Origin of the sequence: Rhodococcus sp. H-CA8f, from assembly GCF_002501585.1 — a bacterium.
In the GTDB taxonomy this organism is placed as follows: domain Bacteria; phylum Actinomycetota; class Actinomycetes; order Mycobacteriales; family Mycobacteriaceae; genus Rhodococcus_F; species Rhodococcus_F erythropolis.
This window is the reverse complement of the sequence record NZ_CP023720.1, coordinates 3,581,936-3,605,264: the sequence shown is the minus strand read 5'-3', so window position 1 is coordinate 3,605,264 and position 23,329 is coordinate 3,581,936. Positions and strand designations below refer to the sequence as shown.

General features: G+C 63.1%; 20 protein-coding genes. 19 read left to right on the top strand and 1 reads right to left on the bottom strand.

The features are described from left to right. The first annotated feature begins 9 nt into the window (after nucleotides 1–9). The 9 genes from infB to CPI83_RS16680 all read left to right on the top strand — a co-directional run bounded on the left by infB (nucleotide 10) and on the right by CPI83_RS16680 (nucleotide 9,533). Nucleotides 10–2,955, top strand: coding sequence for a translation initiation factor IF-2 (infB, locus tag CPI83_RS16720; protein WP_020907439.1), 2,946 nt, complete (start codon nucleotides 10–12; stop codon nucleotides 2,953–2,955). 113 nt (nucleotides 2,956–3,068) lie between these two features. Next, entirely contained in the window at nucleotides 3,069–3,359 is a 291-nt protein-coding gene (locus CPI83_RS16715) for a DUF503 domain-containing protein (protein WP_003942205.1), read from the top strand. A 276-nt stretch (nucleotides 3,360–3,635) separates the two neighbouring features. Beyond that, a complete protein-coding gene (gene rbfA / locus CPI83_RS16710) occupies nucleotides 3,636–4,115 on the top strand; it encodes a 30S ribosome-binding factor RbfA (protein WP_003942248.1) in 480 nt (159 codons plus the stop codon). Between the two features lie 12 nt (nucleotides 4,116–4,127). After that, nucleotides 4,128–5,120 carry a bifunctional oligoribonuclease/PAP phosphatase NrnA gene (locus CPI83_RS16705; protein WP_020907440.1) on the top strand — a complete coding sequence of 331 codons (993 nt, stop codon included), beginning with the start codon at nucleotides 4,128–4,130 and terminating at the stop codon, nucleotides 5,118–5,120. A gap of 76 nt (nucleotides 5,121–5,196) precedes the next feature. Then, nucleotides 5,197–6,534: an MATE family efflux transporter gene (locus CPI83_RS16700; RefSeq protein ID WP_269801286.1), complete on the top strand. Its 1,338-nt coding sequence runs from the start codon at nucleotides 5,197–5,199 to the stop codon at nucleotides 6,532–6,534. Then, a complete protein-coding gene (locus CPI83_RS16695) occupies nucleotides 6,519–7,442 on the top strand; it encodes a metallophosphoesterase (RefSeq protein WP_003942180.1) in 924 nt (307 codons plus the stop codon). The genes CPI83_RS16700 and CPI83_RS16695 overlap by 16 nt, the downstream gene beginning before the upstream one ends. 13 nt (nucleotides 7,443–7,455) lie before the next feature. Next, nucleotides 7,456–8,115, top strand: coding sequence for a 4'-phosphopantetheinyl transferase (locus CPI83_RS16690; RefSeq protein ID WP_003942126.1), 660 nt, complete (start codon nucleotides 7,456–7,458; stop codon nucleotides 8,113–8,115). Between the two features lie 24 nt (nucleotides 8,116–8,139). Next, a complete protein-coding gene (truB, locus tag CPI83_RS16685; protein WP_021333527.1) occupies nucleotides 8,140–9,060 on the top strand; it encodes a tRNA pseudouridine(55) synthase TruB in 921 nt (306 codons plus the stop codon). Continuing rightward, nucleotides 9,057–9,533: a GNAT family N-acetyltransferase gene (locus tag CPI83_RS16680; RefSeq protein WP_097387457.1), complete on the top strand. Its 477-nt coding sequence runs from the start codon at nucleotides 9,057–9,059 to the stop codon at nucleotides 9,531–9,533. The genes truB and CPI83_RS16680 overlap by 4 nt, the downstream gene beginning before the upstream one ends. Before the next feature lie 10 nt (nucleotides 9,534–9,543). On the opposite strand, the gene CPI83_RS16675 is transcribed toward CPI83_RS16680, so the two are convergent. After that, on the bottom strand, nucleotides 9,544–10,290 hold the full coding sequence (locus CPI83_RS16675) for a metal-dependent transcriptional regulator (protein WP_019748070.1): 747 nt from the start codon (nucleotides 10,288–10,290) through the stop codon (nucleotides 9,544–9,546). A 117-nt stretch (nucleotides 10,291–10,407) separates the two neighbouring features. On the opposite strand from CPI83_RS16675, the gene CPI83_RS16670 reads away from it, so the two are divergent. The 10 genes from CPI83_RS16670 to CPI83_RS16625 all read left to right on the top strand — a co-directional run bounded on the left by CPI83_RS16670 (nucleotide 10,408) and on the right by CPI83_RS16625 (nucleotide 23,328). Continuing rightward, entirely contained in the window at nucleotides 10,408–11,388 is a 981-nt protein-coding gene (locus tag CPI83_RS16670) for a bifunctional riboflavin kinase/FAD synthetase (RefSeq protein ID WP_019748071.1), read from the top strand. A gap of 157 nt (nucleotides 11,389–11,545) precedes the next feature. Next, the gene (gene rpsO / locus CPI83_RS16665) at nucleotides 11,546–11,815 is read left to right on the top strand and encodes a 30S ribosomal protein S15 (RefSeq protein ID WP_003942254.1); all 270 of its coding nucleotides are present in this window, start codon (nucleotides 11,546–11,548) and stop codon (nucleotides 11,813–11,815) included. Nucleotides 11,816–12,253: 438 nt separating this feature from the next. Next, nucleotides 12,254–14,524: a polyribonucleotide nucleotidyltransferase gene (locus CPI83_RS16660; protein WP_097387456.1), complete on the top strand. Its 2,271-nt coding sequence runs from the start codon at nucleotides 12,254–12,256 to the stop codon at nucleotides 14,522–14,524. A gap of 125 nt (nucleotides 14,525–14,649) precedes the next feature. After that, a complete protein-coding gene (locus tag CPI83_RS16655) occupies nucleotides 14,650–16,008 on the top strand; it encodes a pitrilysin family protein (RefSeq protein WP_019748074.1) in 1,359 nt (452 codons plus the stop codon). 28 nt (nucleotides 16,009–16,036) lie between these two features. Continuing rightward, a complete protein-coding gene (locus CPI83_RS16650; protein WP_198586374.1) occupies nucleotides 16,037–17,143 on the top strand; it encodes an alcohol dehydrogenase catalytic domain-containing protein in 1,107 nt (368 codons plus the stop codon). 111 nt (nucleotides 17,144–17,254) lie between these two features. After that, nucleotides 17,255–18,886, top strand: a complete 1,632-nt coding sequence (locus CPI83_RS16645; RefSeq protein ID WP_097387454.1) for a cutinase family protein — start codon at nucleotides 17,255–17,257, stop codon at nucleotides 18,884–18,886. 155 nt (nucleotides 18,887–19,041) lie between these two features. Beyond that, nucleotides 19,042–19,371 carry a hydrogenase maturation nickel metallochaperone HypA gene (gene hypA / locus CPI83_RS16640; RefSeq protein WP_095970748.1) on the top strand — a complete coding sequence of 110 codons (330 nt, stop codon included), beginning with the start codon at nucleotides 19,042–19,044 and terminating at the stop codon, nucleotides 19,369–19,371. A 2-nt stretch (nucleotides 19,372–19,373) separates the two neighbouring features. Beyond that, nucleotides 19,374–20,201 (top strand): hydrogenase nickel incorporation protein HypB, encoded by an 828-nt coding sequence (hypB, locus tag CPI83_RS16635; protein WP_097387453.1) that lies wholly within the window; start codon nucleotides 19,374–19,376, stop codon nucleotides 20,199–20,201. Between the two features lie 163 nt (nucleotides 20,202–20,364). After that, the gene (locus tag CPI83_RS16630) at nucleotides 20,365–21,480 is read left to right on the top strand and encodes a NiFe hydrogenase small subunit (RefSeq protein ID WP_020969412.1); all 1,116 of its coding nucleotides are present in this window, start codon (nucleotides 20,365–20,367) and stop codon (nucleotides 21,478–21,480) included. A 54-nt stretch (nucleotides 21,481–21,534) separates the two neighbouring features. Continuing rightward, complete coding sequence (locus CPI83_RS16625; RefSeq protein WP_019748080.1) at nucleotides 21,535–23,328, top strand: nickel-dependent hydrogenase large subunit; 1,794 nt, start codon at nucleotides 21,535–21,537, stop codon at nucleotides 23,326–23,328. Nucleotide 23,329: the final 1 nt, after the last annotated feature.

Here is a 23,329-nt window from a genome sequence, read left to right as displayed (position 1 = left end):
AGGAGAGCAGTGGCAGGCAAGGCCCGCGTGCACGAGTTGGCTAAAGAACTCGGTGTCACCAGCAAGGAACTACTCGCAACGCTCAAGGAGCAAGGCGAGTTCGTGAAGTCTGCGTCATCCACAGTGGAGGCGCCCGTCGCCCGTCGTCTGCGGGAGTCATTCCCGTCGGCAGGCGGAGCAGAAACCAAGTCCGAGACCGGCGCAGCCGCTCCGGCGGCTCGCCCCGCGGCAAAGCCCGGCGCACCGTCGCCGTCAGCTGCAAAGCCCGGTGGCCCGCGTCCCGGCCCCAAGCCGGCCGCACCCGCACCGGCTGCTCCCGCAGCTCCGGCACCGGCAGCCCCCGCGGCTCCCGCAGCCGCTGCTCCGGCAGCACCGTCGGCGCCGGTCCCCACCCCGACGTTCAACGCTCCGAAGCCGGCACAGCCGGCACGCCCGGCTCCGGCTGCTCCCGCAGCATCGGCACCGGCAGCCCCCGCGGCTCCGGCGGCACCGTCCACCGGCGCAAAGCCCGGCGGACCGCGTCCGGGACCGAAGGCACCTCGCGTCGGTAACAACCCGTACTCCTCGGCACCCGCCGAGCGTCCGGCACCTCGTCCGGCTCCCGGCGCACCGCGTCCGGGTGCAGGCCAGGGCGGTTCTCGTCCGGCTCCGGGTCAGGGCGGTCCCCGTCCGGCTCCCGGCCAGGGTGGACCTCGTCCGGCTCCGGGTCAGGGCGGTCCCCGTCCGGCTCCCGGCCAGGGTGGACCTCGTCCGCCTGCAGGTCAGGGCGGACCCCGTCCCAGCCCCGGCTCCATGCCTCCTCGCCCGAACCCGGGTGCAATGCCTGCTCGTTCCGCTCGTCCCGCGCCCGGTGGCGGCGGACGTCCGGGTCGTCCCGGTGGCGCTCCCGGTGGTCGTCCGGGCGGCGGCGGCGGTGGATACCGCGGCGGCGGCGCTCCCGGCGCCGGTGCTGGTGCAGGTGCTCCCGGTGGAGCAGCTCCGGCCGGGGGATTCCGCGGTCGTCCCGGCGGCGGTGGCCGTCCCGGTCAGCGCGGCGCAGCGGCAGGTGCATTCGGTCGTCCCGGCGGAGCAGTTCGCCGTGGACGTAAGTCGAAGCGGGCGAAGCGCGCCGAGTACGAAAGCATGCAGGCTCCCGCAGTCGGCGGCGTCAGGCTGCCACGCGGCAACGGTGAGACCATCCGTCTCGCTCGCGGCGCATCGCTGTCGGACTTCGCGGACAAGATCGATGCGAACCCCGCAGCACTCGTGCAGGCGTTGTTCAACCTCGGTGAGATGGTCACGGCAACTCAGTCGGTCAACGACGAGACGCTGGAGCTGCTCGGCGGCGAAATGAACTACGTCGTGCAGGTCGTCAGCCCGGAGGACGAGGACCGCGAGCTGCTCGACAGCTTCGACCTCACCTACGGCGAGGACGCCGGCGGAGAAGAGGACCTCGAGTCCCGTCCGCCTGTGGTCACCGTCATGGGCCACGTCGACCACGGTAAGACCCGTCTGCTCGACGTGATCCGTAAGGCGAATGTCCGTGAGGGCGAAGCCGGCGGCATCACGCAGCACATCGGTGCCTACCAGGTGCTGACCGAGCTCGAGGGCAACGAGCGTCTCGTGACGTTCATCGACACCCCGGGTCACGAGGCCTTCACGGCCATGCGTGCTCGTGGTGCCAAGGCCACAGACCTCGCGATCCTTGTTGTCGCAGCCGACGACGGCGTCATGCCGCAGACGGTGGAAGCGATCAACCACGCCCAGGCGGCCGACGTGCCGATCGTGGTCGCGGTGAACAAGATCGACAAGGAAGGCGCGAACCCGGACAAGATCCGGCAGCAGCTCACCGAGTACGGACTGGTGGCCGAGGAATACGGCGGAGACACCATGTTCGTCGACATCTCGGCGAAGCAGGGTCTCAACATCGACGCACTGCTCGAAGCAGTGCTGTTGACGGCGGACGCTTCCCTGGATCTGCGCGCCAACCCGGACATGGATGCTCAGGGTGTTGCCATCGAGGCGCACCTCGACCGTGGCCGCGGCCCCGTCGCTACCGTGCTCATCCAGCGCGGAACGCTGCGGGTCGGCGACTCGATCGTTGCCGGCGATGCTTACGGCCGCGTCCGCCGCATGGTGGACGAGCACGGTCAGGACGTCCACGAGGCACTGCCTTCACGTCCGGTCCAGGTCATCGGCTTCACGTCGGTCCCCGGTGCAGGTGACAACCTGCTCGTGGTCGACGAGGACCGTATCGCTCGCCAGATCGCGGACCGTCGCAACGCACGTAAGCGCAACGCGCTTGCAGCGAAGAGTCGTAAGCGCATCAGCCTCGACGATCTCGATGCAGCTCTGAAGGAACATTCACAGCTGAACTTGATCCTCAAGGGTGACAACTCGGGAACCGTGGAGGCCCTCGAAGAGGCTCTCCTCGGAATTCCGATCGACGACGAGGTGCAGTTGCGCGTCATCGACCGCGGTGTCGGTGGCATCACGGAGACCAACGTCAACCTGGCTGCTGCGTCCAACGCGATCATCATCGGCTTCAACGTCCGCGCCGAAGGCAAGGCAACGGAGCTGGCGAACCGCGAGGGCGTCGACATTCGCTACTACTCGGTGATCTACCAGGCCATCGATGAGGTCGAAAAGGCACTCAAGGGTCTGCTCAAGCCGGTGTACGAAGAGGTCGAGCTGGGCAAGGCAGAGATCCGCGCCATGTTCCGTTCGTCCAAGATCGGCAACATTGCCGGTTGCTTGGTCACGTCGGGCAGCATCCGTCGCAACGCCAAGGCACGTCTCATCCGCGACAGCAAGGTCATCGCCGAGACGGTCACCATCTCCTCGCTCAAGCGGGAGAAGGAAGACGCTACCGAGGTTCGCGAAGGCTACGAATGTGGTTTGACCGTCACCTATTCCGATATCAAGATCGGTGACGTTCTCGAGTGCTACGAGCTTCGCGAGAAGCCGCGCGACTGATTATGTCGACACGGGCGTTGGGGCGGACGCACGTGAGTACTAGCTGACATGGACTCTTCCGGACTTGAACATACAAGTCCGGAAGAGTCCATTCGGCTCTGTCTAGGGGGAAAATGTTTGTAGGGGCACTGGAGTTCGACATTCTTTTCGGCGATGTCCACTCACTCAAGGAAAAGCGTTCGATGCTGTCGCCGATCCTGACGGAACTCCGTCGATTCGGCGTGAGTGCAGCGGAGGCGGGGGAGCAGGGACGCCTGCGTCGTGCGCTCGTGGGCGTCGGTGTGGTCAGTTCGTCCGTCGATCACCTGCACGATGTTCTCGATCATTGTGAGCGAGCGGTCGCCGAGCGTCCGGAGATTCAGTTGCTGGCTGTGCGAAGGCGAATCTTCGGCCCGGAAGACTGAGTGTCACCGATCTGTGTCGCTGAGCCACTCTTCCGGACGGCATACCGAATCGAGTTGGTTGGCAAAGGATTCGGCGTCCAGGGGACCAAGTGTGACGGTGTCTGTACTCACGCTCGATGTGCACGGTGGCTTGTGGCCGAAGACCTCTACCGATGGTGATTTGGTTGCCGGGTAGCCGATGGACGAGACTGTTGTCGGTAATAATTCTTGTTAACCAGATCTTTGATCGATCGAGTCACCTCGATTCGAGTGGCCAGGTAGAGGAGACTGACAGTCATGGTAGATCCAGCCCGGGCACGCAAGTTGGCAAAGCGTATCGGAACCATCGTCGCGACCGCGATCGATCACGAGATCAAGGATCCGCGACTCGCATTCGTGACCATCACGGACACCAAGGTCACCAACGATCTGCACGACGCGACGGTGTACTACACAGTCATGGGCGAGAAGGTCGATTCCGCACCCGATGTGGAAGCCGCCGCCGCAGGACTCGAGAAGGCCAAGGGTGTTCTCCGCTCGAAGGTCGGTGCCGGAACTGGCGTTCGCTTCACACCGACTCTGACGTTTGTCGCCGATACCGTTCCCGACACCGCGCGTCATATGGAAGAACTGCTGGCCCGTGCCAAGGCCGCCGACGACGAGGTCGCCAAGGCGCGTGAGAATGCACAGCCGGCCGGAGATGCAGATCCGTACAAGGAGCCGCGAGTGGCTTCGGACGAAGACGAGGCGTCGCCAGATGTTCGTGAAGCCGACTGACGCGCACCGAGAATGACGATCACCGCACTTTCGGACGTCGACCCCTGCGAGGCGAAGTTCGCTCAGGTGGCCGAGGTTCTCGAATCGGCGCACACGGTGACAATTCTCTGCCATGTGCAGCCGGATGCGGACACGATCGGCAGCGGACTTGCGCTCGGTCTCGTTCTCGAGCGTCGGGGTGTTTCGGTGCAGGTCGCGTTCAGTCGGCCGTCGGCGCTGCCCGAGTCGATGTGTGATTTCCCTGGTGTTCACTTGCTCACGGCGCCCGCCGATGTTCGGGAAAGCGTCGATGTTCTGGTGACCGTGGATGTCGGCAGCGAGGGCCGCCTCGGTGAGTTGGCGAGTCGACTCGCCGGCGCGCATCGCACAATCGTCCTTGATCACCATCGCTCCAATTCCGAATTCGGAACCATCAACGTCGTCGACGAAACCGCGGCTTCGACGACGGCGCTCATCGCACGATTCTTCGATGCGTGGGGAGTCGCGATCGATCGCGATATCGCGCACTGTCTCTATGCCGGACTGGTCACCGACACCGGCTCCTTCCGGTGGGGAGGTCCGCTTCCGCACGTGCTCGCCGCGCGTTTGCTGGCGACCGGCATCGACGGCGACGCGATTGCGCGAAAGCTGCTCGACACCCATCCGTTCGGGTGGTTGCCGATGCTGGCTTCGGTACTCGGGTCCGCGGTGCTGGTCCCGGAAGCCGCGGACGGCCGTGGGCTGGTGTACGCGGTGATCCGACGCAGTGACATCGGCGATCTTCGCTCCGAGGAGATCGAGAGCGTCGTCGATATCGTGCGAACTACTTCGGAAGCCGAAGTTGCCGCAGTACTCAAAGAGTCGGTTTCCGGAAGCTGGTCGATCTCGTTGCGTGCAAAGTCGGCGATCGACGTGTCGGCGGTCGCTGAAAGTCTTGGTGGCGGCGGGCACCGGCTGTCGGCCGGATATACGTCGACCACTTCCAGCGACGAGATTGTTGCCGCGCTCGTCGCGGCACTCGGCTGAATCCGCGGCATTGAGCGAATCTGACGCCACCTCGGCGGGATCTTCGGCAGCTGATTTCGACGTCACTGGACGTCGAATCTTTTCCCTGGCGTTTCCGGCACTCGGGGTACTGGCGGCCGAACCCCTCTATCTGTTGTTCGACATCGCCGTGGTCGGCCGACTCGGGGCGCTTCCGCTGGCCGGATTGGCAGTCGGTGGTCTGATCCTGTCGTTGGTGAGTACGCAGCTGACCTTCTTGTCGTACGGCACGACGGCGCGCTCCGCACGGCTGCACGGGGCGGGCCGCGAGCGCGACGCGGTGGGCGAGGGTGTTCAGGCGACCTGGCTGGCGGCCGCGATCGGCTTGGCCTTGGTAGTGATCGTGCAGGTGATCGCGGGCCCGCTGACTTCGGCGGTGGCCGGGACTCCCGACATTGCCGCGGCTGCGGAAAGTTGGCTTCGGATAGCGGTATTGGGTGTTCCACTCATCCTGGTGGCCCTGGCCGGCAACGGCTGGATGCGCGGGGTTCAGAACACGGTGCGACCGCTTCGGTTCGTCCTGGTCGGCCTGGGTATTTCGGCGGTGTTGTGCCCGATTCTCGTGCACGGTTTGCTCGGTGCTCCCCGGATGGAACTCGAAGGATCAGCTGTCGCGAATCTGGTCGGCCAGAGCGTTTCGGGTGTCCTGTTCGCCTGGGCACTCTTTCGTGAACCGGTCTCGGCTCGACCGCATTTTGCAATCATGCGGGCGCAGATGCTGATGGGCCGTGACCTGATTCTGCGCAGCCTCGCATTCCAAGCGTGTTTCGTCTCGGCGGCCGCGGTGGCGTCGAGGTTCGGTGCAGCCGTAGTCGGTGCACACCAAGTTGTCCTCCAACTGTGGAACCTGGTTTCGCTCCTTCTCGATTCCTTGGCGATCGCCGCCCAAACGCTCATCGGAGCTGCCCTCGGCGGTGGATTCGCAGCCGCCGCGAAGAGGATGACCTGGCGGATCACTGCCTGGTCGACGGTATTTGCCGTGGTACTCGCGATCTTCTTCGCCGCGGGCCACTCCGTGATCCCCGGACTTTTCACGTCCGACGCCGAGGTCCTCGGTCAAATGTCGATCGCCTGGTGGTTCTTCGTCGCGATCATGCCGGTAGCGGGAATCGTGTTTGCACTCGACGGTGTTCTGCTCGGCGCCGGGGACGTGGTGTTTCTGCGCAACGCGACCATGCTCTGCGCAGTTCTCGGATTTCTGCCCGCGATCTGGCTCTCCCTCGCCTACGACTGGGGGCTGGCCGGAATTTGGGCAGGGCTTACCGTGTTCGTAGTACTTCGGATGGTCGCGGTGTCGTGGCGAGCGTTTTCCGGCAAGTGGGCAGTGACAGGTCCGGCGACGGCGAAGCGCGGAAGTTCAACTGAGGAAGCAGAGGGATCGTGGCAGCAAAGCTGATGGCGGTGAGCGACATTCATGTCGGTCACAACGGCAACAAGCCGATGACGGAGGAACTGTTCCCGGATTCGCCTGACGACTGGCTCATTCTCGCCGGAGATGTTTCCGAGAAAACTGACGACATTCGGTGGGCGTTGAAGCTCCTTCGCAGCCGATTCGCAAAGGTCATCTGGATTCCGGGCAACCACGAACTGTGGACGACCGCCAAGGATCCGGTTCAGATTCACGGAGCGCCGCGGTACGAGTACCTGGTCAACATGTGCCGCGAACTCGACGTCATCACGCCCGAGGACCCGTTCCCGGTGTGGGAGGGAGACGAGGGCCCGGTCACGGTCGTCCCGATGTTCCTTCTCTACGACTACTCCTTCCTGCCGGAAGGCGCGCGAGACAAGGAACACGGGCTCGAGATCGCGCGGGACAAGAACGTCGTCGCCACCGACGAGTTCCTGCTCTCGCCGCAGCCGTATGCAACGCGCGACGCGTGGTGCCGGGCGAGAATCGAATACACCCAGGCACGGCTGGACGCGCTCCCCGAAGGCACAAAAACCGTTCTGGTGAACCATTTCCCGATGGTCCGGCAGCCCACGGACGTGCTCATGTATCCGGAGTTCGCGTTGTGGTGCGGAACCACCGCGACCGCCGACTGGCATGTGAAGTACAACGCGGTGTGCTCGGTGTACGGGCACCTGCACATTCCTCGAACCACGTACTACGACGGCGTCCGCTTCGAGGAAGTCTCACTCGGATACCCGCGCGAATGGCGTCGGCGTGGACTGCCGGAGAAGTTGTTGCGTCAGATTCTTCCCGTTCCGGAGTACCCGCCGGGAACGCTCAACAAGTGGGGTGGCCACTTCAAGGTCACGCCGGAGCAGGAAGCCGAAGTCGAGCGCATGCGCGCCGGACGCTGAGAGGTATCGCTACGTGATCGAACAGATTCTTCCCGGTGGAGTTGCGACGGCCGAGGCCTTCGTGGATCCGCCCGGTCTGGTTCCGCACCCCAGCGAGGAGGCGTTGATCGGCCGCGCGGTCGAGAAGCGCCGTCGCGAGTTCGTGACTACCCGGCACCTCGCGCGTCAGGCGATGGGCAAGCTCGGTGTTCCGTCTGCCGCTGTCATGCGCGGCGAGCGTGGTGCCCCACTCTGGCCGCAGGGAGTAGTCGGAAGCCTCGCCCATTGCGACGGCTACCGCGGCGCTGTCCTGGCGTACTCCATGCAGGTCCGCTCACTCGGTATCGACGCCGAGCCGCACGGCCCGCTGCCGGACGGGGTATTGCCCGCGGTCAGCATCGAAGCGGAACGAACGTGGCTGGACACTCAGGAAACCGGCGGTCCGGTGCACTGGGATCGAGTGCTCTTCTGCGCGAAGGAAGCCACGTACAAGGCGTGGTTTCCGCTCACCGGGCGCTGGTTGGGTTTCGAGGACGCCCACATCACATTCGAGGCGGAGTCGGAAACTTCCGGAACTTTCAACTCGCGTCTGCTGGTCCCCGGTGAGGCGACGTCTGGTCCGCCGCTCACCTCTTTCGACGGCAGGTGGTTGGTGTCGGACGGGCTCATTCTGACGGCAATTTCGGTGCAGTGAGCGCGACTGGCAGAATCGGCACACGTGTCAGCTCGTGAAAAGCCTTCCTCCGGTCTTGTCGGCGCCGGAATCCTGATTGTCGACAAAGAGGCGGGCATCACCAGCCACGACGTGGTCGCTCGGTGCCGCAAATTGTTGAACACCCGCAAGGTGGGACATGCCGGGACTCTTGATCCCATGGCGACCGGCGTCCTCGTTCTCGGCGTCGAGCGTGCGACCAAGTTGCTCGGACTCCTGGCACTGACAACCAAGGCGTACTCGGCGACCATTCGCCTCGGTGCAGCGACGGACACGGACGATGCCGAAGGGGAGGTCCTGACTTCCGCAGACGCTTCGCAGGTGACGGACGCGGAGATCGCTGCCATCGTGGCAACGCTGACCGGAGACATCAAGCAGATCCCGGCAAGCGTGAGCGCTATCAAGGTCGACGGTCAACGCGCACATGCCCTGGTGCGTGCGGGAGAAACCGTCGAGCTGGCGCCGCGCCCGGTAACGGTGTCGACTTTCGAAGTTCTGGCTCGGCGAGATGTCCCTGGTGGCTTCGTCGATCTGGATGTAGACGTTGAGTGCTCTTCCGGAACATACATCCGCTCGCTTGCACGCGACCTCGGTCGTGAATTGGGCGTCGGTGGTCATCTGACGGCATTGCGCCGCACCCGCGTCGGGCCGTTCACTCTCGAACATGCGCGCACGCTCGAAGATCTCGCGGAACAGCCGGGTGTGAGCCTCGACATCGATCAGGCCGCGCAGACGGCTTTTCCGCATCGGCAGATCACGGCGGAGGAAGCCGAGGCGATCAGCCAGGGGCGCTGGCTCGAGCCGATCGGGATGAAGGGGATCTGTGCGGCGATCGATCCCACCGGTCACACGATTGCGCTTCTGCAGGAGAAGGGTCGACGCGCCAGTTCGGTGATGGTCGTGCGACCGGCGACGCTTCGCGGGTGATCGTCCGCGAGCGTGTCGACGGCGACCTCGACGGTTGCGTCGATGCGCTGGCACAGGTCCACGAGTGCGACGGATATCCGAACACGTGGCCACAGAACCCGCACCGCTGGCTTCGTTCGCCCACGGTGGTGAAGGCGTGGGTCGGTGAGAGCGACGGCCGTGTTGTCGGTCATGTGGCCGTCGACCGCGAGGTCGGAGGCGCGCCCACCACCGCGGGATCGATTGCCGTGTCGCGATTGTTCGTTCATCCCCATGCCCGCGGAAACGGCCTCAGCGGTGCGCTACTCGACGCTGTCACGGATTTCGCAGCAGAAAGTCAGTTGGAACTGGTGCTCGACGTCGTCGAGGACGCTTTGCCGGCGATCGCGCTGTACGAGCGTCGAGGTTGGGTGTACGTCGACGAGAGGCTCGCCGACTGGACCCGGACCGACGGCGTCCGGCCTGTAGAACGGCGATATCGTCTGCCGCTCTGAGCGGCCTCGACTACACGAGCCAAATTGCTTGAGCGACTGGGCTTCCCAGGTCGATGGTGTCGGGGCTGTCGCCGAGTCGAACGGACACTGTTCCGGCGAAATCACGGCGTTCTTCGACAGTGATGTCGACATCGAGACTGACGCCGACGGAATCGAAGTACCGAAGCATTTCGGGATCGGAATCGGAGATCCGGGCAACGCGGCCCCGCTCGCCGTTGGCGAAGTCGCTGAGCTGACGGGCCGGGGGAGTCGGCACCGAACCATCGGTGGCGGGAATGGGATCGCCGTGCGGGTCACGTTCGGGGAAGCCCAGTTTGGCGTCCATCCGCGAGATCATCAGATCGGAAACGGCGTGTTCGAGGACTTCGGCTTCGTCGTGGACTTCGTCCCAGCCGTAGCCGAGTTCCTGAACCAGATAGGTCTCGATCAACCGGTGGCGCCGGACCATGGACACAGCAGCCGCGCGGCCACTGTCCGTCAGAGCGATGGAACCGTAGCGGGCGTGATCGACGAGGCCCTGGTCCGAGAGTTTGCGGATCGCCTCGGACACCGTCGAAGCCGAGACGTTCATCTTCTCGGACAGGAGCTTGGTGGACACCCGCTCGTGGGACCACTCCTGGATCGTCCAAATGACCTTGAGGTAGTCCTGAGCCACCGACGAGAGTGCGAGCGTGTCGATTGCCGCGCCGTGCGCCGAAGTGCTGTCGCCATCCGACGTCGATGATGCTTCCGAGGTTCCGGTCTTGTGAGCTGCCACAACGCTTAGCTTAGGCTACGAAATCCGGAACTTCCGTACGTGAGCGGCAGCACAGTGGTGATTCGCTGGGCGGGTCCGAACGTGACCCGCCGCCGGTGGACCCGTAGGCTGCCAATCGTGCTGAGATGGCGTGGTCTCGACGAAGTTCCGGCCGATTGGGGTCGTTGTGTGCTCACTATCGGTGTGTTCGACGGTGTGCATCGTGGGCATGCCCAATTGATAGCGAGAGCGGTTACCGCTGCGCGCAAACGTGGTGTTCCGAGCGTGTTGATGACGTTCGACCCGCATCCCATGGAGGTTGTGCGACCGGGTAGTCATCCAGCCCAGTTGACGACGCTGCAACGGCGTGCGGAATTGGCTCAGGATCTGGGCATCGACGTGTTCTGCGTGATGCCGTTCACCGCTGATTTCATGAAGCTGACGCCGGAGCGCTACGTCCACGAAATTCTCGTCGAACGTCTGCATGTCGCCGAGGTGGTGGTGGGGGACAATTTCACCTTCGGCAAGAAGGCGCTCGGCAACGTCGATCTTCTTCGTGAGATGGGCGCTCGCTTCGGCTTTGCGGTCGACGGCGTCCAGCTGCTCGCCGAGCATGCGGTGACGTTCTCGTCGACCTACATCCGCTCGTGCGTCGACGCAGGCGACATGGAAGCGGCTACCGAAGCTCTCGGCCGTCCACATCGTGTCGAAGGTGTGGTCGTCCACGGTGACAAGCGTGGACGCGAGTTGGGATTCCCGACGGCCAATGTTGCACCGCCGATGTTTTCGGCGATTCCGGCCGACGGCGTCTACGCAGCGTGGTTCACGGTGCTCGGCGCCGGCGAGGAACTCGGAACTGTCGTTCCCGGTCGTCGATACCAAGCCGCAGTGTCTGTGGGGACCAACCCGACCTTCTCCGGCCGGACCCGAACTGTCGAGGCGTACGTTCTCGACACCGAAGCCGACCTGTACGGACAACACGTCGCTGTCGACCTGGTTTCGCGGATTCGGGGCATGGAGAAGTTCGACTCGATCGAGTCGCTCATCACGGCGATGAACCGAGACGTCGAACGCGCACGCCAAATCCTGAGTGAGGATGCAGAGCGCAGCGTGGGTTGAGCTCGTCCTGCACTAGTGGCGGCGGCCACATTCGCTCCAGGTGGGCGAAAGCGCCTCATTGCTGCTGGTAGGATCTTCTCTCGGTGCGTGCTGCGGTTTGCGGTGGCCGCACCGATCTAGTTCCTTTCACGCAAACGTCATCACAGGAGTGAATCAAGTGGCATTGACCACGGAAGAAAAGAAGGTCGTTCTCGGCGAGTACGGCTTGCACGAGACCGACACGGGATCGCCTGAAGCTCAGGTGGCAATGCTCACCAAGCGCATCACCGATCTCACCGAGCACCTCAAGACCCACAAGCATGACCACCACTCGCGTCGTGGACTGCTCTTGATGGTCGGTCGCCGTCGTCGTCTGCTGAAGTACGTGGCAAAGACTGACGTCGCTCGCTACCGCACGCTCATCGAGCGTCTCGGCCTGCGTCGCTAGATTTTTCTCACGACGCTGATCGAAAGCAACACGGCACGCTTCGGTTTGCCGAACACTCCGTTAGCCGGCGAAGCCACGCATATACTGGGCTTCGCTGGCTTTCGGCGTTAGCTGCCGCAAGGCAGTTTCCGCTGTCGGCGCTATGCACAGTTGTCTACGCACAGTTGTGCAGTGCGCCGCCAGCACACCGTATGCACCAGAGAACGTGGTGTCGGTTGTCGGTAGTGGTTCTCCGGACCGGGCAAGTGCCCGAAAGCTCCGGCGGACTTCGATCGACGGCCGCCCGAACGTCGTGACGTCCCGAAGCAGAAATCGCTCGCATCGCAAGGAGCGTCTGCAATTCAAGAGGGGGACGTCCCTCGGTGCGCAGTTTCCACCAGGAGGGTGGAAACGCCCGCGCGGGTACGGCGAAGACGAGAGGGAAGTGAAGAGAAAAGAATGACAGAGAATTCCGTAGTAGAGGTCGACGAAGGCGTGTTCGAATCCACCGCCGTGATCGACAACGGGTCCTTCGGTACCCGTACCATCCGTTTCGAGACCGGACGCCTTGCTCAGCAGGCCGCCGGCGCCGTCGTTGCTTACCTGGACGACGAGACCATGCTGCTGTCCGCCACGAGCGCCAGCAAGCACCCCAAGGAGCACTTCGACTTCTTCCCCCTGACGGTGGACGTCGAAGAGCGTATGTACGCAGCGGGCCGCATCCCCGGTTCGTTCTTCCGTCGTGAGGGACGCCCCTCCACCGACGCGATCCTGACTTGCCGCCTCATCGACCGGCCGCTGCGCCCGTCCTTCGTCGACGGTCTCCGTAACGAGATCCAGGTCGTCGTCACGGTCATGAGCCTCAACCCGCAGGATCTGTACGACGTCGTGGCCATCAACGCCGCTTCTGCGTCGACGCAGATCGCGGGCCTGCCGTTCTCCGGACCCGTCGGTGGCGTGCGTGTTGCACTCATCGTCTCCGAGGACAACAAGGCCGGCCAGTGGGTTGCATTCCCGACGGTCGATCAGCTCGAGAACGCCGTCTTCGACATGGTCGTAGCCGGCCGCGTCGTGTCCGGCAGCGGTGACAACGCCGACGTAGCGATCATGATGGTCGAGGCCGAGGCCACCGACAACGTCATCGCGAAGATCGCCGACGGCGCTCAGGCACCGACCGAGGCCATCGTCGCCGAGGGCCTCGAGGCCGCCAAGCCGTTCATCGCACGCCTGTGCGCTGCTCAGGCAGCACTGGCATCCAAGGCTGCAAAGCCCACGGGTGACTACCCGGTCTTCCCGGCGTACCAGGACGACGTTTTTGCTGCCGTCGAGGCTGCTGCGTCCGAAAAGCTCAATGCCGCACTGACAATCGCCGGCAAGCAGGAACGCGACGACAAGACCGACGAGGTCAAGGTCGAGGTTCTCGAGCAGGTTGCACCCAACTTCGAAGGCCGCGAGAAGGAACTGGGAGCAGCGTTCCGCTCGCTCACCAAGAAGCTGGTTCGCCAGCGCATCCTGCGCGATCAGTTCCGCATCGACGGCCGCGGCGTCACGGACATCCGTTCGCTGTCCGCCGAGGTCGCGATCATCCCGCGCGCACACGGCTCCGCACTGTTCGAGCGCGGCGAGACCCAGATCCTGGGTGTCACCACTCTCGACATGGTCAAGATGGCTCAGCAGGTCGACTCGCTCGGTCCCGAGACCACCAAGCGCTACATGCATCATTACAACTTCCCGCCGTACTCCACCGGTGAGACGGGTCGCGTCGGTTCGCCGAAGCGTCGCGAAATCGGTCACGGTGCACTCGCCGAGCGCGCTCTCATGCCCGTTCTACCCAGCGTCGAAGAGTTCCCTTACGCGATTCGCCAGGTCTCCGAGGCTCTGAGCTCCAACGGTTCCACCTCGATGGGCTCGGTGTGTGCGTCCACGCTCGCACTGCTCAACGCCGGTGTGCCGCTTCGCGCTCCGGTTGCCGGTATCGCCATGGGTCTGGTCTCCGACCAGGTCGACGGTGAAACCCGCTACGTCGCTCTGACCGACATCCTCGGCGCCGAAGACGCCTTCGGCGACATGGACTTCAAGGTCGCAGGCACCAAGGACTTCGTCACGGCCCTGCAGCTGGACACGAAGCTCGACGGCATCCCGTCCAAGGTCCTCGCCGGCGCACTCGCGCAGGCCAAGGATGCTCGTACCACGATCCTCGAGGTCATGGCAGAGGCCATCGACACCCCGGACGAGATGAGCCCGTTCGCTCCCCGCGTGACGGCCATCAAGGTCCCCGTCGACAAGATCGGTGAGGTCATCGGCCCCAAGGGCAAGATGATCAACTCCATCACCGAGCAGACCGGTGCCAACATCTCCATCGAAGACGACGGCACCGTGTTCGTCGGCGCCACCGATGGACCGTCTGCACAGGCCGCGATCGACATGATCAACGCCATTGCCAACCCGCAGCTCCCCAAGGTCGGCGAACGGTTCCTGGGCACGGTCGTCAAGACCACCGCCTTCGGTGCCTTCGTTTCGCTCCTGCCGGGACGCGACGGACTGGTGCACATCTCGAAGCTGGGCAGCGGTAAGCGCATTGCCAAGGTCGAAGACGTGGTCAACGTCGGATCCAAGATCCGCGTCGAGATCGCCGACATCGATGCACGTGGCAAGATCTCGCTGATCCCGGTCGAAGAGGGCAACGACGAGGCTGCCGCTCCGGCCGCCGACGAGGCTGCTTCCGAGTAGATCTCACTCGTACTCTGATGCGGCCCCGCGCGGATTTCCGTGCGGGGCCGCATCTGTACTGTCTGTAGACACGAGCCTGTAGATACCTGATTCAACACTTGCACCGAGGACTGCTGAACCTTTTCATGGCAAAGACCACTCCCAACACCACGCGCAGCCGCAGCGCTGTGCTGAAATCGCCGATCGATGCGACTCCTGAATCGGGAGTGCAGCGCACGGTCCTTCCCGGCGGCCTGCGCGTCGTCACCGAATTCATCCCCGGTGTGCGTTCCGCCTCCGTCGGCGTGTGGGTCGGAGTCGGTTCCCGCGACGAGCAGCCGAGTGTGGCCGGTGCCGCGCATTTTCTCGAGCATCTGTTGTTCAAGTCGACGCCGTCACGGACCGCGTTGGACATCGCGCAGGTCATGGATGGTGTGGGCGGCGAACTCAATGCATTCACGTCGAAGGAACACACCTGTTTCTACGCGCACGTGATCGACGAGGACCTCCCGATGGCGGTGGACCTTGTTGCCGACGTCGTACTGCGTGGGCGCTGCAGAACTGCGGATGTCGACGTCGAGCGGCAAGTAGTGCTCGAAGAGATCGCGATGCGAGACGACGATCCGGAAGACCTGCTCGGCGACGCCTTCCTGACCGCGTTGTTCGGAGATCATCCTGTCGGTCGTCCCATCATCGGTAGCGTCGAATCGATCGAGTCGATGTCGCGCAATCAGTTGCATTCCTTCCATGTTCGGCGTTACACGCCGCAGCGGATGGTGCTGGCAGTAGCGGGGAACGTCGACCACAAGCAGGTTGTGACGCTGGCTCGCCGCGCCTTCGCCGGGCATCTCGAGCGTGGAGTCAAGCCGGCGCCGCGGCGCGAAGGCACTCTGCGTTTGCGAACGATGCCTGAACTGAGCTTGACCCACCGCGACAGCGAGCAGGTCCACCTTGCGCTCGGAGTACGCGCGTTCGGTCGGCACGAGGGTCATCGCTGGGCCCTGTCTGTTCTCAACGCCGCAGTGGGCGGCGGGCTGAGTTCTCGTCTGTTCCAAGAGATTCGCGAGAAGCGGGGGCTTGCGTACTCCGTCTATTCCGGCGTAGACACCTTCGCGGACACCGGAGCGTTCTCCGTGTACGCGGGTTGCCAGCCGGAGAACCTCGGGGAGGTTGCCACAGTGATCCGCGAGGTACTTGCGAACGTGGCGACGGACGGAATCACCGATGCCGAGATCGCCCGCGCCAAGGGATCGCTGCGCGGCGGATTGGTTCTGGCACTGGAAGATTCAGGTTCACGCATGAACCGTATCGGTCGCAGTGAACTCAATTACGGCAACCATCGCAGTGTTGCGCAGACGCTCGCGACCATCGACGCGGTTACCTCCGAAGAGGTGCTCGAGGTGGCGCAGGTGCTCTTGACCAGGCCGTTTGCGGCCGCCGTCGTCGGCCCGTACAAGCGGGTTCGTGACCTCCCTGCGTCGGTACGCGGGATCGTGGGCAAGTAGTTCGAACTATCGAAATCGGGGTGTGCAGTTGAAGATCCGTGGTGCAGTGCTCGAAGAGATCGGCCGGGAGCGTCCCTTTGCGGAGTCGACTCCGATTTCGATTTCGGAACTCGACCTCGAATCCCCGGGCCCGGGTGAGATCCTCGTCAAGATCGAAGCTGCCGGGCTTTGTCACTCCGACCTCTCCGTGGTCGACGGGAATCGCGTTCGCCCCGTGCCGATGTTGCTGGGCCACGAGGCAGCTGGTCGAATCGTCGAACTCGGCGGCGGCGTTGATTCGTTGTCGGTGGGCACCCGCGTCGTGATGACTTTTCTTCCGCGGTGTGGCGAGTGCGCGGGATGCGCCACTGACGGCCGGATGCCGTGCACGGTGGGTAGCGCCGCCAACAACGACGGCAGTTTGCTCGGTGGCGCGCAACGACTGCGGCGCTCCGGCGAGAGCGTCAAACATCATCTCGGCGTTTCGGGTTTCGCGACGCATGCGGTGGTCAACGCCAAGTCCGTAGTTGCCGTCGAAGACGATATTCCGGCCGAGATTGCAGCCGTACTCGGTTGCGCGGTGTTGACCGGCGGGGGAGCGCTACTCAACGCGGCCAAGCCTCGCCCGGCGGACACCGTGATGGTGGTCGGCTTGGGCGGCGTCGGGATGGCCGCAATCCTGACGGCGCGGGCACTCGGGGTCGAGAACGTCATCGGCGTCGACGCACTGGAGTCCAAGCTGGCTCAGGCGCTGGAACTGGGCGCGACCGAGGTCTTCACACCGTCCGGCCTGTCCGAGAGTGGCGTTCGCGCAGACATCGTCGTCGAAGCTGCGGGAAATGCTCGGGCGTTCGAGACAGCCGTGGCCGCGACGGCAGCGGGTGGCACGACCGTCACGGTCGGGTTGCCTGCGCCTGACGCGCGCTCGTCGATCTCGCCGCTCGGGCTGGTGGCCGAAGCGCGGACCATCATCGGCAGTTACCTCGGATCCGCGGTCCCCGCCCGCGACATCCCGATCTACGCGCAATTGTGGCGGGACGGGAAGCTACCGGTCGAGAAGCTCATCTCCTCGCGAATCGAGTTGGACGACATCAATTCCGGCATGGACGAACTTGCGGACGGAAAAGCAATCCGACAGGTCATTATTTTCGACTGAAATCGTTACCTCCTGTAACGCTTCTCTCATACTGGACGACTACTCGAATGACGTTGCGTGACGCCCCGGGGGTCGGTCGTACGTTTTCCAAAAGTTGATTGGGGAGAAGATATGCCGGTTCGTGGGTTCTTTTCGCGACATCGAATACTGGCGGGTGCAGTAGCGCCCGCAGCGCTCGGCGTGGCCGCGTTGGTGGCGGTCGCAGTTGCCGTGGATTCTCCGCAATCGCAGACGATCGAGACCGAGTTGACCGCGTCTGTCACCGAGTGCCACGACACGGTCGGGATCGGTGTTGCCGGTCGCGGAGACACGCCGGTCGAGGGCACAACGAAGATGCTCGTCGGTGCGGATGGAACGACACTCCTCCCGGCGGCGCTCACAGACGACTACAGCAGTTACTGGGTCGACCCGGTACTCAAGGCGCCCGCCGGTTCGGTCAAGGACGGCTCGTACGCCTCCGTCTACATCGCGTATCCCGCAAACATGGACAGTTACGAAGAGGCCGTGACGACGGGCGCGGACAACACCCGCGCTGTGATGAAGGCAATCAGCGCGGCCTGCCCGAACACGAAGTTCTCGATTGTCGGCTACAGCGAAGGCGCTGACGTAGTGCGCCGCGTCGCGATGGACATCGGGTCGGAGTCGAGCACCTCCGGCATCAATCCGGACAACGTCGTCGGTGTGGTGATCTTCGCCGACGCTGGTCGACTCGCGGGCGAGGGGCCGTTCCCCGGCGCCGAGAACCCGTACGCGAACCCGAACGGTTTCAACCAGCAATATCAGAACGGAAAGAACACCGCTTCCGGATCCGGGGCACTTCCAGGCACCAGCGGAGATTTCGGGGCCCTGAACGGCAAGATTGCGTCGTTCTGCTCTGACGGCGACCTCACCTGCGCAGCTCCCGAGAACATTTCACTCCTGATTCTGGCGGCAAACGTCGGTCGGCAGCTCAACGTCGACCAGTTGCAAGCGCAGAATCTGACGCCCGCCACCGGCATGGACATCGCGGTCGTGATGGGACGCGTGATGTTCGACGCCTTCAACGACATCTCGAGCAATCCCACCTGGATGCAGAGCGACGAAACCTTCCTCGATGTCTTGCTGAAGGTCTCCGACCCGGCGTACAAGCCGAGCGAGGCCACCACGACGCCGGTCGCAAAGGACTCGGTTTCCACTGAGGAAGTGTCGCCGTTGGCGTACCTGCCGCAGAAGCTGTTCAAGGAAATCGTCGGCCTCATCGCCACGAACCAGAACACCATCCCCGTAGTCATGAACGATCCGTACGGCCTGACCTTGGGCCCGGATGTCGGTCACCACTTCGACTACTGGCGCGATTCGGATGCTGCAAACGGCAAGCCCCTGACATCAGCGGAGTACGCAGCGGCGTGGCTGACCTATCTGGCCAAGCAGGCGCAGGACGGCAAACCGGTCGATTCGTCGGCGAAGCCGACCGCCGAAGAGATGGCGGATGCCATCGACGCCTTGGCTGCTTCGCCTTCGGTTACCGACTCGGCCAAGCCCACAACAACCACGGGCGAAGCGGTACAACCCGCACCCGAAGGTTCGGAATCTGCAGCACCGGCACCCGCGGCTCCGACGACGACATCCGTTGCGCCGGCCGCGACGCCGAGTGTGACTTCAACCGTGGCGCCGTCGACTTCAGTCGAGTCGAGTGCACCGCCCGCCGCGACCACGACAACGACAACATCATCAACAACAACGACACAGGCTGCGGCCGGCTAGCCGAGACGTTTCCGTTCGTCAAAAACGCTGTCACAGGCTGCGATCCGCAAGTAGTTGCGGATCGCAGCCTGTTTTGTATGTACGGGTTACGTACGGCGACGGTTGGTGCTTATCGTGGAAGGGAGGTTTCCGGATCACGAATCGTGGGTTTCACCGTGCACGAGCTGTCCATTGCGCAGAGTGTGGTCGAAGCCGTGTGCGAGCGTGCCGGCGAGCGACGAGTATCGAGCGTGCGGCTGGAAGTAGGGCAACTCTGCGCGGTGGTTCCACACTCTCTGCTGTTCTGCTTCGACGTTGTCACTGCGGGTACTCACGCCGAGGGTGCCAGCTTGCACATCGATCAGATTGCAACCAGCGCGCGATGCAAAAGCTGTGGCGTGACTTTCTCGCCGCCCGACATGTTCTTGTTGTGTGGGTGCGGCAGTGCTGATGTCGAGGTGCTTGCCGGCCGCGAGTTGCGGATCCTGTCGATGGAAGTGAGCTGAGCATGTGCGCGACGTGTGGGTGCGGGGACACCACGGGACCTCGGGTGTCGGTCGTCGCCGGCGGAGAACACGAGCAGGACGACAGCCATGGGCACGGTCACCACCACGACCACGACCACGACCACGACCATGACCATGACCTTGGGCACGGTCACTCCGACCACACTGTAATTCTCGAGCAGCAGGTGCTTGCCAAGAACGACCGCATTGCGGTTCACAATCGTGAGTGGATGCGGGGCCGCGGAATCACGGCGCTCAACATCATGAGTTCGCCCGGCGCGGGTAAGACCACATTGCTGGCGCGAACGATCCGGGAACTAGGACGACAACGACCGATTGCCGTGATCGAAGGTGACCAGGAAACCCGGCTCGACGCCGAGCGGATTCGTGACGCCGGCGCGTCAGTGGTCCAGGTCAACACGGGGGCGGGCTGTCACCTCGATGCCGAGATGATCGACCGCGCGCTGCGCGCCTTGGACCCCGCGGACGAGTCGCTGCTTCTGATCGAAAACGTAGGAAACCTGGTGTGCCCCGCGCTCTTCGACCTGGGCGAGGAAGGCAAGGTTGTCCTAATATCGACGCCGGAGGGGGGCGACAAGCCGAAAAAGTACCCGCACATCTTTGCCGTCGCGGACCTCGTTGTGATCAACAAGATCGACTTGCTCCCGTACGTCGAGTTCGACGTCGATGCCTGTGTCGCGCAAGCGAAAATTCTCAATCCTGCTGTGCGCGTTGTTGTTCTATCGGCCACGACAGGTGAAGGCATGGACGAGTGGTACGAGTGGATCGGTAGTCGTTCGGCGATTTCTCCGGTGGCCGTTGACAACTGATCTGCTCGGGTAGTTAATGAAATGAGTGGGTGCCACGCAAGTGGGCCGAGGTTCGACTCCGGTGGCGTCAGCGTTTCGGTGCCGCAGCAATTTGAGGCCATAGCGTGTCAGGCAGTAGCGGCGCCGAGAATCAGGCGCAAGTGCACCCGTGAAAGCGGCTGACATGGACACACAAAAATCGACTGCTGGCACCACGGCGGAACCTGCCTCCGAAAGCGCAGCTACCCCCGAAAGCGCAGCGGCCAAAGCGGAAGAAACTCTGATCCACGTGCTGTGGATCAATGCCGGTCTCAGTTGCGACGGTGATTCGGTGGCGCTCACCGCGGCCACGCAACCCAGTATCGAGGAGATCGCGCTCGGTGCGTTGCCCGGCCTGCCTCAGGTGGCGGTTCATTGGCCGCTCATCGACTTCGAATGTGGACCGCAGGGCGGCGCTGACGATTTCCTGGAATGGTTCTGGAAAGCCGACCGAGGAGAATTGGAACCCTTTGTTCTTGTTGTCGAAGGATCTATACCGAACGAGAAACTTCACGACGAGGGGTACTGGTGTGGTTTCGGGAACAATCGCGAAACCGGCCAACCGGTCACCACGAGCGAATGGCTCGACAAGCTGGCACCGAAAGCCACTGCGGTAGTTGCGGTCGGCACGTGCGCAACCTACGGCGGCATACATGCGATGGCCGGCAATCCGACCGGTGCGATGGGCGTGCCGGACTATCTCGGGTGGACCTGGAAATCGAAGGCGGGCATCCCGATCGTGTGCGTTCCCGGGTGTCCCATTCAGCCGGACAACCTCTCCGAGACCCTGACCTATCTTCTGTACATGGCCACTGATCAGGCGCCGATGATTCCCTTGGACGAATCCCTCCGCCCGCAGTGGCTTTTCGGTGCCACCGTTCACGAGGGCTGTGACCGTGGCGGGTACTACGAGCAGGGCGAGTTCGCGACGGAGTACGGGTCGCCGAAGTGCATCGTCAAGCTGGGATGTTGGGGACCGGTCGTGAAATGCAATGTCCCCAAACGTGGTTGGATAAACGGAGTCGGCGGGTGCCCTAATGTCGGCGGGATCTGCATCGGCTGCACGATGCCGGGATTCCCGGACAAATTCATGCCGTTCATGGATGAACCACCTGGCGGCAAACTCTCCACCAATGCGGTGGGAATGTACGGGTCCGTGATCCACAGTCTGCGCCGGATCACCGGTCACACGTTGGACAAGGAACCGCACTGGCGCGAGCGCGGGTCGAAGTTGCTCACCGGTGCAACGCGTACGTGGTGACCGACCGGATACCTTCAAATCAGTTCGTGAGCAACGTCTCTGGGAGGCACTGCAATGACGGCCATCGTTCCCGAACCCACCTCGACTGCGGACCGCGACGGTCTTGTCGAGATGGCGTGGGACCCCATCACCCGAATCGTCGGCAGTCTGGGTATCTACACCAAGATCGACTTCGCCAATCGCGAAGTGGTGGAGTGCCACAGCACGTCGTCGATCTTTCGTGGGTATTCCCTGTTCATGAAGGGGAAGGACCCGCGCGACGCGCATTTCATCACCAGTCGTATCTGCGGCATCTGCGGTGACAATCACGCCACGTGCTCGTGCTACGCACAAAACATGGCGTACGGCGTCAAGCCGCCGCATCTAGGCGAGTGGATCGTCAATCTCGGCGAGGCCGCCGAGTACATGTTCGACCACAACATTTTTCAAGAGAATCTGGTCGCAGTCGACTACTGCGAGAAGATGGTCTCCGAGACGAATCCCGGTGTGCTGGCGCAGGCAGAGAACACGCGCTGCCCGCACGAGGAGCAGCACGGTTATCGCACGATCGCGGACATCATGCGGACTCTCAATCCGTTCACGGGTGAGTTCTATCGCGAAGCGTTGCAAGTCTCGCGTTCGACTCGCGAAATGTTCTGCTTGATGGAGGGTAGGCACGTCCACCCGTCGACGCTCTATCCCGGCGGCGTCGGCACCGTCGCGACGATCGAACTGATGACGGACTACATGTCGCGGCTGATGCGGTACGTCGAATTCATGAAGAAGGTCGTGCCGATGCACGACGACCTGTTCGACTTCTTCTACCAGGCGCTGCCTGGTTACGAAAAGGTTGGCCTGCGGCGGACCCTGCTGGGTTGTTGGGGATCGTTCCAAGACCCCGAGTACTGCAATTTCTCGTACAAGGACATGACCGACTGGGGCCGGAAGATGTTTGTCACTCCCGGTGTGGTTGTCGACGGAAAGTTGGTCACCACGGATCTGGTGGACATCAACCTCGGTATCCGAATCATGCTGGGGTCCTCGTATTACGAGGACTGGAGTGATCAGGAGATGTTCGTCAAGACCGATCCGCTGGGTAACCCGGTCGATCGCCGGCACCCGTGGAATCAACACACCAACCCTCACCCGCAGAAGCGGAACCTCGAGGACAAGTACAGCTGGGTCATGTCACCGCGATGGTTCGACGGAAAAGACAACCTCGCTCTGGATACCGGCGGGGGAGCATTGGCTCGTCTGTGGAGCACCGCTCTTGCCGGCCTGGTCGACATCGGATACCTGGAGTCGACCGGACACAGTGTGAAGATCAATCTTCCGAAAACAGCACTGAAGGGTCCTGTCTCGCTCGAGTGGAAGATTCCAGAGCATGGCAGCAATACTCTCGAAAGGAACCGTGCGCGAACGTATTTCCAGGCATACGCAGCAGCGGCTGCCCTTCACTTCGCAGAGAAGGCGCTTGTCGAGATCCGGGCAGGCCGTACCAAGACGTGGGAGTCGTTCGAGGTTCCGGACGAGGGAATCGGTTGCGGATTCACCGAAGCCGTCCGCGGAGTTCTCTCACATCACATGGTGATTCGTGACGGCAAGATCGCGAACTATCACCCGTACCCACCGACCCCGTGGAATGCGAGCCCGCGCGACAGCTACGGAACCCCCGGTCCGTACGAGGATGCCGTGCAGGGTCAGCCGATCTTCGAGGAGAACGATCGAGACCACTTCAAGGGCATAGACATCATGCGGACCGTGCGTAGTTTCGATCCCTGTCTGCCGTGTGGTGTTCACATGTATCTCGGCGGCGGTAAGACCCTGGAGAAGTTGCACTCTCCGACGCAGTCCGTGACCGGGGAGTGAT

What these genes read in the sequence shown, in the direction of transcription:
- CPI83_RS16645 (WP_097387454.1), top strand. Translation starts at nt 17,255, where the DNA reads ATGCCGGTTCGTGGGTTCTTTTCGCGACATCGAATACTGGCGGGTGCA.
- CPI83_RS16705 (WP_020907440.1), top strand. Translation starts at nt 4,128, where the DNA reads ATGACGATCACCGCACTTTCGGACGTCGACCCCTGCGAGGCGAAGTTC.
- hypB (WP_097387453.1), top strand. Translation starts at nt 19,374, where the DNA reads ATGTGCGCGACGTGTGGGTGCGGGGACACCACGGGACCTCGGGTGTCG.
- rbfA (WP_003942248.1), top strand. Translation starts at nt 3,636, where the DNA reads ATGGTAGATCCAGCCCGGGCACGCAAGTTGGCAAAGCGTATCGGAACC.
- CPI83_RS16660 (WP_097387456.1), top strand. Translation starts at nt 12,254, where the DNA reads ATGACAGAGAATTCCGTAGTAGAGGTCGACGAAGGCGTGTTCGAATCC.
- CPI83_RS16655 (WP_019748074.1), top strand. Translation starts at nt 14,650, where the DNA reads ATGGCAAAGACCACTCCCAACACCACGCGCAGCCGCAGCGCTGTGCTG.
- CPI83_RS16625 (WP_019748080.1), top strand. Translation starts at nt 21,535, where the DNA reads ATGACGGCCATCGTTCCCGAACCCACCTCGACTGCGGACCGCGACGGT.
- CPI83_RS16715 (WP_003942205.1), top strand. Translation starts at nt 3,069, where the DNA reads ATGTTTGTAGGGGCACTGGAGTTCGACATTCTTTTCGGCGATGTCCAC.
- CPI83_RS16630 (WP_020969412.1), top strand. Translation starts at nt 20,365, where the DNA reads ATGGACACACAAAAATCGACTGCTGGCACCACGGCGGAACCTGCCTCC.